Annotated in this window: 8 protein-coding genes; 3 read left to right on the forward strand and 5 right to left on the reverse strand. The window is 68.6% G+C overall.

The window, feature by feature from the left end; genetic code table 11:
• Positions 1-88: 88 nt before the first annotated feature.
• The 3 genes from ACPYO6_RS13380 to ileS all read right to left on the reverse strand — a co-directional run bounded on the left by ACPYO6_RS13380 (position 89) and on the right by ileS (position 6,367).
• A complete protein-coding gene (locus ACPYO6_RS13380; RefSeq protein ID WP_425715238.1) occupies positions 89-811 on the reverse strand; it encodes a hypothetical protein in 723 nt (240 codons plus the stop codon).
• 985 nt (positions 812-1,796) lie between these two features.
• The gene (locus ACPYO6_RS13385) at positions 1,797-2,462 is read right to left on the reverse strand and encodes a hypothetical protein (protein WP_425715239.1); all 666 of its coding nucleotides are present in this window, start codon (positions 2,460-2,462) and stop codon (positions 1,797-1,799) included.
• Positions 2,463-3,082: 620 nt separating this feature from the next.
• Positions 3,083-6,367, reverse strand: coding sequence for an isoleucine--tRNA ligase (ileS, locus tag ACPYO6_RS13390; protein WP_425715240.1), 3,285 nt, complete (start codon positions 6,365-6,367; stop codon positions 3,083-3,085).
• A gap of 561 nt (positions 6,368-6,928) precedes the next feature.
• On the opposite strand from ileS, the gene ACPYO6_RS13395 reads away from it, so the two are divergent.
• The 3 genes from ACPYO6_RS13395 to ACPYO6_RS13405 all read left to right on the forward strand — a co-directional run bounded on the left by ACPYO6_RS13395 (position 6,929) and on the right by ACPYO6_RS13405 (position 8,721).
• Positions 6,929-7,702 (forward strand): hypothetical protein, encoded by a 774-nt coding sequence (locus ACPYO6_RS13395; RefSeq protein ID WP_425715241.1) that lies wholly within the window; start codon positions 6,929-6,931, stop codon positions 7,700-7,702.
• 155 nt (positions 7,703-7,857) lie between these two features.
• Positions 7,858-8,139: a hypothetical protein gene (locus ACPYO6_RS13400; protein WP_425715242.1), complete on the forward strand. Its 282-nt coding sequence runs from the start codon at positions 7,858-7,860 to the stop codon at positions 8,137-8,139.
• 78 nt (positions 8,140-8,217) lie between these two features.
• On the forward strand, positions 8,218-8,721 hold the full coding sequence (locus ACPYO6_RS13405) for a PepSY domain-containing protein (protein WP_425715243.1): 504 nt from the start codon (positions 8,218-8,220) through the stop codon (positions 8,719-8,721).
• A 14-nt stretch (positions 8,722-8,735) separates the two neighbouring features.
• Here the strand turns inward: ACPYO6_RS13405 and ACPYO6_RS13410 are convergent, their stop codons facing one another.
• Together ACPYO6_RS13410 and ACPYO6_RS13415 are read right to left on the reverse strand one after the other, a co-directional pair.
• Positions 8,736-9,428, reverse strand: a complete 693-nt coding sequence (locus ACPYO6_RS13410; protein ID WP_425715244.1) for a LuxR C-terminal-related transcriptional regulator — start codon at positions 9,426-9,428, stop codon at positions 8,736-8,738.
• A 137-nt stretch (positions 9,429-9,565) separates the two neighbouring features.
• A protein-coding gene (locus ACPYO6_RS13415; protein WP_425713789.1) for an IS5 family transposase occupies positions 9,566-10,454 on the reverse strand; the annotation gives its coding sequence in 2 pieces (ribosomal slippage) (positions 9,566-10,090 and positions 10,092-10,454; 888 coding nt in all).
• Positions 10,455-10,504 lie beyond the last annotated feature (50 nt).

Below are 10,504 nucleotides of genomic sequence, written 5' to 3' on the forward strand. Positions count from 1 at the left end.
GCCCACGGCCGAGCACATCTGCCTCGCACATCGGCCGGGCCGACGCGTACCGGGACATGCGTAACGGGCCCCACGCTGCCGCGTGCCGTTACACGTCTGAGCAGAGGCCACTCAGTTCGTCGAGCGATTCCCCGATCATCTCGGTGTCCGCGCGTGTGATTCCCGCGTACAGTCGCTGAGCCTCTGCCGAGATCTCCGAGTGGTCAGGAGCCTCGTAGGCTATCGGGGCGCCCAGAAGGCCCGCCGCCCCGACCGCCTGGGTGAGAACCAGCCGATCCTCGACGTCCGCATGCGCAGCAGACCCGATCCACTCGTCCACAGGTTGGTCGGTCGCGAGGTTGTCATCGACGAGCGCGCACGCGTAGGCGATTCGGCCGTTAGCCGTTACATCGACCTCGTCGTCCGCAAACCCGCCTTCCTCACACGCCGACACGAGATCACCGATCGCGTTCTCGACGTCGTCGGCCTCACCCTCGCTGATGCCGCGGAATAGTGCATCCGCCGCCTCCGACAGATTCTCGTGCCCCACCAACGGTGCCGTCGATCCGGCGCCCACGAGCGCATGGATTGCCGTACCATTGACGAACCCCTCTCCTGAATCGGGGCCCGGGATGGAATCCCAGTCCCAGGCATCGACCGGTTCACCGTGCTCAAACTCCCCGACCAGGCTGCACGCGTAAGTGACGATGCCGTCGGTGTCGGTCGCCGGAATGGAGTCGTCGCTTTCACCGCACCCGGCGAGCGCCACCAAGACGACCGCTGTCGCCCCTGCCAACGCCCGGCGGCGGTACGTCGTCAGCGACGTCGTCATCGTCATCACCTCGGCAACTCGTCGTCGTCCGCACCAATCCACGGACTAGTCATTGTTCTAATAACATAGCGGCCGTACCCTCCGCGTCCAAGCGGGCGCGCGCGATCGTGACGGCTCCGTGACTCGAGGAGCCGCTCTGGCAGGCGGGATCACCACCCCCGCACACCTATCGTCACTCAAGTTCCCCGACTCACCCACCATTGCGCACCGCCGGCATGATCGCGTCGCCGAGCTCGCACCTCCTGACGTCGAGCGCGTTCTCACGCGGTAAGAGCAGGCTCCTAGGACGCGGCGATTGCCGTGCCGCTGGACACACACCCCGACGACAACAACGCGATCGCGACGACAACTAGAGAGACGGCCGCGACTCCGCACGCAACCAGAAGAATGGCCGCGAGTTCGAAATCCGTGAAGCCGAGGCCAAGAGCGCGGAGCACAAACAAGCAGGCATCGACGGACCCGACCAGGAGCGCCAGCACGACCGGGAACAGCGCCGACCACGCCACGGTCTGTCGCGCTCCCGGAACAATCGGGCCTGCGCCAAGAGAGCACCCGTTGCGGCTCGGGAACGCACGGCTCGGTCTCCGAGTGGTCGCGCCAGCGCGACGAGCAGCATGCCAGCACGGTCAGGAGACCGGATGAGACCCAGTCATTCCCTGGATGTCATCGGCGCCAGGCATCGAATCGTCCCCGGTGCCACACCAATCGCGCCCCAACGTCAACGCACCTGCCGGCACATTGCGTGATCCCGCTGTCACGACTGCACTTCTCGGCAGGCATTGCCATCGAGTGATGAGTCAGAATAGTTCACTACCGCCACGACGAAACTGGGCACAGTGGTTCATGTTCTTTAGCGCCCGGATCGCGCTCAATCCACTATGAAGTGACCGCACCGCAGAACTCCAAACTAAACATACTCTAGTTGCAGAACCACGAAGATCCTAAGGCTGCGATTCAACAATCCCAGACCGAGAACTCGATCACCTCAATCGCTGCAGCCTTGACCGCATTCCGGCAGTCCCGGCAGTACGAATGATGAACCATCAGAAAGACTCACAGTTAAACTTCCCGAGTTAAGGACACTGTCCGTTTCCAGGGCGATTATACTCATTCCATCGCGCCCGACCACTCCGACACCGCCTTCTGCGCTGCCCGAGGACGCCGTTTCCATGCCGTTAAGTCGAGCGCCCGCAGGAAGTGCATGAGCTGCCACCCCGCGCTCCGCATCATGTCCGTCAACGGTCATCGATATACCGCGCTCCGAAAACTGCGCGGGACGGACGCACGATATACCCGTTACCCCAGCATTTCCGATCAATGCAGAGTCTGAAGGCGGCAGAAGCACCACGACACACATCTCACTCTGTTCGGATAAACCTAACCAGTAGCGCACTCCGTCATCCTCACCGATAAAGCGCGCCGACGAGGGGGTCACGAGGTCATACGAGAGGATCTGATCTGGCAGTTCGTCGGAGGGCTCCTGATATTCCCCCAATACGGGAGCCAGATCAACTATGTCCTCGGACACCTCGTGCGACGATGCGACTTCGTCAGGTGAATCAACAGCACCTACACTGGACACCACGCCCCAGGAACCGAGCAAGATCCCGGCACCTCCTGCTAGCGACAAAGCGACTGTTCGAACACTCATGTCTCCTCCAAGACTACGCGTTCACGAAAACCATGGCCGATTCATTAACCATTGTTTCTTATCGAACTGTTCAGATTCCGCAAGGAAGACAATTCGCGCCGAATTAGTCACGCCAGGTACAATAGATTGGCACCGAACTAGTTCCGCCCCACCACCAACACTGAGCGATCGCTGACCGCAACTGCGAATCACCGCACAAAGTGGTTCCACCCGTAGGGCCAGTCAGAAAACACCACGTCTGACCACCAGGCGGCGGAGCGTAGTGACCGGTTGCCTGCTGCGCGAATGCCACCGAAGTAAGCACAGAAGTGGCATTCATGTTGTTCGTTGGGCTTCGATGGTGGGTATTTTCGGTGGCAGTGCCATCCACATACACCCAAGTTGCAAGAGGCGCCGTCACTGGCCCCTCCAATGCCGGAGGATGCGGACCTGCCGTGTCGACTACAGCTAGTTCGTTAGCCGACGAACCGCTACCCCCTAAGCCAAGTAGAAGCATGCCAATAAGGAATATTGCTTGCGCCGCTATCGACGCCGCTCTGCGTCTCATGCGTAAAGAGCACATCGTTCTAACACCTGGGTCAAGAATCCGCTCGCCACATCGGGCAGCGGGCAAACCCGCGCTAGCCGACCTTGCGCACCTGCGGCACGATCGCCTCGCCCGCCCCGGCGGACACCGTGAGCTCGAGCGAGAGCGTCTCGTCCATGACGAGCTCCCGGTGCGCCTCGACCACCGCGACCCTCTCCGCGGGCACGGCGAGCGTGAGCGCGATCCGGTCGGACACGTGCAGGCCGGCGTTCTTGCGCTCGTCCTGCACGGCGCGCACGACGTCGCGGGCGTAGCCCTCGGCCTCGAGCTCGTCGTCGATGGACGTGTCCAGCGCGACGAAGCCGCCGCCCGGGAGGACGCCCGCCGTCACGTCCTCGGAGGCCCCCTCGGCCCGGTTGACGGTCGTGGTGCGCTCGACCTGCTCGGCGCCCAGAGTCACCGACGCGCCGGCGCCTGGCAGGCCGTCCGGGACCACGACGCCCGGGAACGTCGCTCCGCCGTCGTCGATCTCCTGCCACTCCCCTGCCTTCGCGGCGGCGAACAGCTGGGACGTCAGGCGGCGCAGCTCCTTCGGCAGCTCGCGCGGCAGCACGGCGAGGTCGGTGCGGACCTCGAGGGCGGCGTCCTCGGGGCGGACGAGCTCGACCGCCCGGACGTTGACCTCGCGGGCGATCAGCGACGCGTACGGCTCGAGCGCCGCCGGGTCGTCGACGGCCACGGTGAGGGTGCGCAGCGGCTGGCGCACCCGCAGGGACGCCGCCTTGCGCAGCGCGTGCGCGGCGGAGACGGCCTCGCGGACCTGGTCCATCGCCGCGACGATCTCCGGCGCCACGACCGACTCACCCAGGGAGGGCCAGTCCGTGAGGTGCACGGAGCGGCCGCCGGTGAGCCCCCGCCAGACCTCCTCGGTGACCATCGGCGCGAGCGGAGCCATCACGCGGGTGAGCACCTCCAGGGCCGTGCGCAGCGTGTCGAACGCCCCGCGCTCCTCGGCCCAGAACCGGTCGCGGGAGGTCCGCACGTACCAGTTGGTCAGCAGGTCGAGGTGCTCACGGACGAGCTGGGTCCCCCGCGGCACGTCGTAGGTCTCGAGGGCGGCGCCAACCTCGTCGGCGAGCACCCCGGTCCGCGCCAGCAGGTAGCGGTCCATGACGTCGAGCGCCTCGACCGCCTCGGCGTCGGTCAGGTCCACGCCGTCCGAGACGTAGCCCGCCCCGCCGTCGAGCGTCCCGGCATAGAGCGCGTAGAAGTACCAGGCGTTCCACAGCGGGAGGTGCACCTGCCGGACCACCTCGCGGATGCCCTCCTCGGTGACCACGAGGTTGCCGCCGCGCAGGATCGGGGAGGCCATGAGGAACCAGCGCATCGCGTCGGCGCCGTCGCGGTCGAGGACCTCGGAGACGTCGGGGTAGTTGCGCAGCGACTTGCTCATCTTCCGGCCGTCGGAGCCGAGCACGATGCCGTGGCTCACCGAGGTGCGGAACGACGGCCGGTCGAACAGGGCGGTGGCGAGGACGTGCAGTGTGTAGAACCAGCCGCGCGTCTGACCGATGTACTCCACGATGAAGTCGCCCGGGTAGTGGTGCTCGAACCAGTCGGCGTTCTCGAACGGGTAGTGCACCTGCGCGAACGGCATCGACCCGGAGTCGAACCAGACGTCGAGGATGTCGGGGATGCGGCGCATCGTCGCCCTGCCCGACGGGTCGTCCGGGTTGGGGCGCGTGAGCTCGTCGATGAACGGGCGGTGCAGGTCGGGGTTCCCGTCCCGGTCCGTCGGCAGGCGGCCGAAGTCGGCCTCGAGCTCGGCGAGGGACCCGTAGACGTCCGTGCGCGGGAACGCGGGGTCGTCGCTCACCCACACGGGGATCGGGGTGCCCCAGTAGCGGTTGCGGGAGATCGACCAGTCGCGGGCGCCGGCGAGCCAGTTGCCGAAGATGCCGTCCTTGATGTGCTCCGGCACCCACGTGATGTCCTGGTTGAGCTCGACCATGCGGTCCCGGAACTGGGTGACGCGGACGAACCAGCTGGTCACGGCCTTGTAGATGAGCGGGGTGCGGCAGCGCCAGCAGTGCGGGTAGGAGTGCACGTAGGACGCGCGGCGCACGAGCAGCGCGCGCTCGGCCTCGGGGCGGCGGGCGAGCGGTCCGCTGCCGTCGCGCAGGTCGGTGAGGATCGACTTGTTGGCGTCGAACACCTGCTGCCCCGCATAGTCGCTCACCTCGGCGGTGAAGCGCCCCGCGGCGTCGACGGGCACCACGGGGCGGATCCCGACGGCGTCGCACACCGTCATGTCGTCCTCACCGAAGGCGGGGGCGAGGTGGACGAGGCCGGTGCCGTCCTCGGTGGTGACGAAGTCGCCGAGGATGATCTGCCAGGCGTGCGGTCCCGGGGCGGCGTCGTCGTCGCGGCCGGTGAAGTAGTCGAAGATCGGGGCGTAGCTGCGCCCGGCGAGGTCGCGTCCCGTGAGCCGCTCGACGATCTCGGGCTCCTCGCCGAGCTCCTTGGCGTAGGCGCCGAGGAGGGCCTCGGCGAGGATGACGCGCTCGCCGGCGGCGGGGCCGTCGGCCGGGCGCACCACCACGTAGTCGATATCCGGCCCGACGGCGATGGCCAGGTTCGAGGGCAGCGTCCACGGGGTGGTGGTCCAGATCAGGGCGAGCTCGCCGGTCTCGAGCCGCACTCCGACGGTGGCGGTCTCGTCCTGGCGGTCCTGATAGACGTCGTCGTCCATGCGGAGCTCGTGGTTGGACAGCGGCGTCTGGTCGTTCCAGCAGTACGGCAGGACGCGGTAACCCTCGTAGGCCAGGCCCTTGTCGTAGAGCTGCTTGAACGCCCAGATCACCGACTCCATGTAGGTGACGTCGAGGGTCTTGTAGTCGTGCTCGAAGTCGACCCAGCGGGCCATGCGGGTGACGTAGTCCTGCCACTCGCCGGTGTAGCGGAGCACGGAGTCGTGGCAGGCCTTGTTGAAGGCCTCGATGCCCATCTCGTCGATCTGGGACTTGTCGGTGATGCCGAGGATCCGCTCGGCCTCGAGCTCGGCGGGCAGGCCGTGCGTGTCCCAGCCGAAGCGGCGCTCGACGCGCTTGCCGCGCTGCGTCTGGAAGCGCGCGACGAGGTCCTTGACGTAGCTCGTCAGCAGGTGGCCGTAGTGGGGCAGGCCGTTGGCGAAGGGCGGGCCGTCGTAGAAGACGAACTCGTTGTCCCCGTTCTCGCCCGGCTCGCGGTTGTCGATCGAGGCCTGGAACGTGCCGTCGGCCCTCCAGTGCGCGAGGACGGACTCCTCGATCTGGGGCAGGCGCGGCGAGGGGTCGACGTCGCCGTCGCGGTGGAGGGGGTAGTGGCCCTGGGTGCTCATCGCGGTCCTTCTCGTCACGGGTTGCCTGCCGTGCGAGGACGACTCTCCTGCCGCGCGTCTCCGCGCGGTCGGTGCCGCGGTACCACCCCGCTTGCCGCACCCCTGCTCGCGCGCGGGTGCGGCCGCTCTGCTCCGGCTGTCACGGGCCTGCCCCGTCCGGTTCTACTGGGGCGCACCCGCTGCGCGGAGGCGCCTGTTCTTCCGGAGGCTCGCCGGTGATGCCCCGCTCGCGCGGGCCGGGTCGATGCCTGTGTGCCCATCCTACCGCTGCGTCGAGATTGCGGTTGGTGCCCGTCGAGATTGCGGTTTGTCGAAGTTGCGGTTCGTCGAGGTTGCGGTTCGTCTCCGTCGAAAATGCGGTTCGTCGAGGTTGCGGTTCGTCGTCGTCAAGGTTGCGGTTCGTCGTGGTCGTCGAGCGTCCGGGTGGGGCCACGCGTACGCGACCTTCCTCCTCGCCCCTGCACCGCCAGCCCCCCCCCGACCTGCGCGGATGACCATGGCGGGCTGACCTCCCCATGCGCGTCCGGTGCGCATCAGGCGCGACGGCGCCACAGTGGCGCGATGCGGTACTCGACGACGAGGCAGACACTGGCAGCGACGGCAGCGGCAGCTCTTGCACTGAGCCTCGCCGCATGCTCGGACGACGACGTCGACACCACCGAACCCGCCCCACCGGCCACGTCGGAGCCGGCGCCCGAGCCGACCGAGGAACCGACGACGGAAGAAGCACCCTCCGACGAGACTCCGTCCGAGGACCCGACCACAGAGGAACCGCCCGCGGAGGAGACGCCGTCCGACGACGCTCCGACCGAGGAGTCGCCGTCCGAGGACCAGGGGGACGACGAGGGTGATGGGAGCGGGGACGCCGGCAGCGCGCACCCGACCGACGTCCCCGGCTCCGTGGAGCTGTTCGGGGCGATCGCGACCGTCCAGGACGCCCACCCCGACGCCCAGGTCGTCGCCGTCTCGCACAACGACACCAGCGAGTACCCCGAGGAGCCCGAGGGCAACGGCACCGTGGTCGAGGCGGTCAGCGGCGACCAGCTGCTGACGATCACCCTCGACCCGTCGGGCGCCGTCGTCGACGAAACCTCGACGCCCGCCGACTCGGAGATCCTCGGACACCTCGACGTCGCGGCGCTGACCATCGACGACGCCATCGAGCTCGCGCTCGCCGAGACCAGCCTCGGCGGCGGGGAGTTCATCCTGCACAGCGTGTCCCTGACGGCAGTCTGGGAGGGCGATGCGGCGTGGAACTTCCTGTTCTACGGCCCGCACGACTTCTCGGTCGTCTACGACGCCGTCACCGGGGAGAACGTCAGCCCGGTCGGCTGACGGCCACGATCGCCGGCCGGCCGGGCCTGTCCGCACCCCTCGGCCCGGCGCGCCGCCCGCACCCACCCGCACCCAGCGAGGGGAGCGGTGCCCCGGGGCACCGCTCCCCTCGTCCGCACCGGAGCATCGCACCGTGGCACGGCTACGGTCGCGGCATGTCTCCGCACCGCACCACCTGGTCCCTCGCCGCCGTGGCCGGCATCGCGCTGACGCTCGGTGCGTGCGCGGGCGACCCGATCGCTCCCTCCGGCGGCCCCACCGGACCCACCGGTCCCACCGGTCCCACCGAAACGCCGTCGGCCCCCTGCCCGGACTGGGCGGAGTGCGACACCGCGCCCGCATCGCCCGCAGAACTCCCGTCGACGGACGACGGGCTCGGGCTGCCCGACAATGCGTTCGACACCATCGATCGTGCGCTGCGCGACGCGGACGAGTAGAGCCCGACGCCGAGCATCGCCGACATCGCAACTCTCGAAGAGCTCTCCCTCGGCGAGACCGGGCAACGGATCGCCTGGGTGGTCGAGCACTCGACGATCGCGCTTCCGGAGGAGCACGGCACGACTGACGGCACCGAGGGCCGGTTCGATCAGGACGTGTGGCAGGTCTACACGGCTGCTGCCGACGAGGTGAGCATCGTCAGCTGGCCGGCCCCGCTCGACCCTGACCCGCAGGCCTGGGAGCCGCTCGAGGTCGAGACATTCGGCAACGAGGAGCTGGATACCGGCGCCGAGGACCAGCTGGCCGCCCACGAGGTCGGACTGACGGATGCAGTGGCGGCAGCGGTGACCGCACGCCCGGGGCCCGTCGTCATCGTCGCCACGACGGACGACGTGTCGGCCCGCCCGTTCCTCGCGGTCGGGATCCTCCAGGACGACGGGACCGCGTTGCGGGTGACCGTCGACGCCGCCACCGGTGAGGTGCTCAACGCGGTGCCGGTCGGCGACGGTGCCTCGGACGGCAGGTCCCGGGACGACCGCGACGAGAGCGAGGAGCCCGACGAGGGCGGCACCACCACCTGACGGGTGGTGCCGGCTCAGGGACCGACCGCCGTGAGGTAGGCGAGCACCGCCCGCACGCGGCGGTTCTCCTCGTTCGCCGCGAGCCCCAGCCCGCTGAACACGTTGGCCACGTGCTTGGCCACCGCCCCGTTCGACAGCACGAGCCGCTCCGCGATCTGGGAGTTGCTCAGCCCGGAGGCCATGAGCTCGAGCACCTCCCGCTCGCGCACGGTCAGCGTGTCGACGGCGGTGCGGCGCCCCGCCACGAGGCGCGAGACGACGTCGGGGTCCGCCACCACTCCCCCGGCCGCGACGATCCCGAGCGAGCGCATGAAGTCCGCCACCCGCGCCACCCGCTCCTTGAGCAGATAGCCCAGCCCACCGACGTCGGGCCGGGACGAAGCCGCGGCCGGGTCGGAGAGCGGCGCGAACAGTTCCGCGGCGTACGCCGGGGCCGCGTACTGGGACAGCACGAGGATGCCGATCTCCGGGTGCGCTGCGCGGATCCGGGCGGCGGCGCGCAGGCCGTCCTCGCCGTCGCCGGGCGGCATCCGCACGTCGGTGACGACGACGTCGATCGCCTCGCCGCTGTCCGCCACCTTCTCGACGACGGCCTCGAGCTCGGGCGCCGACGCCGCCTGGGCCACCACGTCGTGCCCCTGCCGCTCGAGCAGCCCCACGAGGCCCTCCCGCAGCAGCGCCGCGTCGTCCGCCACCACCAGTCTCACGACCGACCTCCGAGCTCGACGACGACGGCGGCGTCCCCCTGGTCGAGCAGCAGGGGCACGTGGGCGGCGACGATCGTCGGGCCGCCGGCGGGGCTGGAGACCTCGAGCGCGCTCCCGACGGCGGCTAGGGCATGTCTCTAAAGCAGGTGGTTGAGCCATTGGGTGACGGCTCGCAGGACGGCTCCTGCTCGGTAGGTCAGTGCGAGCTTGTCGTAGCGGGTGGCCAGCGCGCGCCATTGTTTGACATCGCTGTATCCGCGTTCGATGACGTTGCGGCCGCGGTAGGCCTCGGTGTCCAGTCCGACGGGCCGGCCACCGCGTGAGCCGCGGTTGCGCCGGTGTTGCTGCTGGTCGCGGGGCTCGGGGATGACGCATTTGATGCCGCGACGGCGCAGAGCCTGCCGGGTGGCGCGCGAGGAGTAGGCCTTGTCGCCACGCAGCATGTCCGGTCTCGTTCGAGGGCGACCGGGCCCGGCTCGGTCGATCGAGAGGGCATCGAGCAACGGGCGCAGCATGGGTGAGTCGCCGCCCTGGCCGGGCCCGCACAGGATCACCAGGGGTAGTCCGTGCCCGTCGACGAGCTGATGGATCTTTGTCGACAGTCCGCCTCGGGAACGGCCCAACGCGTGATCAGGAGGCTCGACGCGCAGATTCTTGTGATTCCACAGCTCCCCCTGTGGTGCGGGCCAGGTTCGTGCCGTGCTGGTGAGCGCGGCAGATCGTGGAGTCGACCGCGACCGACCAGTCCAGCTCTCCTTGGGCGTCGGCGCGGACCAGGAGAGCGTCGAGGACCCGGTCCCAGGTTCCGTCCTGAGCCCAGGCTCGATGGCGCTTCCAGACGGTCTGCCAGGGCCCGAACTCCTCGGGCAGATCTCGCCAGGCCAGACCGCACCGGTAGCGGTAGATGATTCCCTCGATCACCTGGCGGTGATCCCGCCTGGGTCTACCTGACCAGGGACGTTGAGCAGGCAACAGCGACTCGATCGTCTCCCACTGCGCGTCGGACAACACACTTCTGCGACTCATCCACCCAGACTCACGCACACCCGGGCCACCGCTTAGGAGACACGCCCTAG

Origin of the sequence: Georgenia sp. Z1344 (genome assembly GCF_049856295.1) — a bacterium.
In the GTDB taxonomy this organism is placed as follows: Bacteria; Actinomycetota; Actinomycetes; order Actinomycetales; family Actinomycetaceae; genus JB111.

Bases quoted from the DNA above. Each gene is read 5' to 3' on its own strand.
- ACPYO6_RS13400 (WP_425715242.1), top strand. From the start codon at position 7,858: ATGTCTCCGCACCGCACCACCTGGTCCCTCGCCGCCGTGGCCGGCATC.
- ACPYO6_RS13380 (WP_425715238.1), bottom strand. From the start codon at position 811: ATGACGACGTCGCTGACGACGTACCGCCGCCGGGCGTTGGCAGGGGCG.
- ileS (WP_425715240.1), bottom strand. From the start codon at position 6,367: ATGAGCACCCAGGGCCACTACCCCCTCCACCGCGACGGCGACGTCGAC.
- ACPYO6_RS13395 (WP_425715241.1), top strand. From the start codon at position 6,929: ATGCGGTACTCGACGACGAGGCAGACACTGGCAGCGACGGCAGCGGCA.
- ACPYO6_RS13385 (WP_425715239.1), bottom strand. From the start codon at position 2,462: ATGAGTGTTCGAACAGTCGCTTTGTCGCTAGCAGGAGGTGCCGGGATC.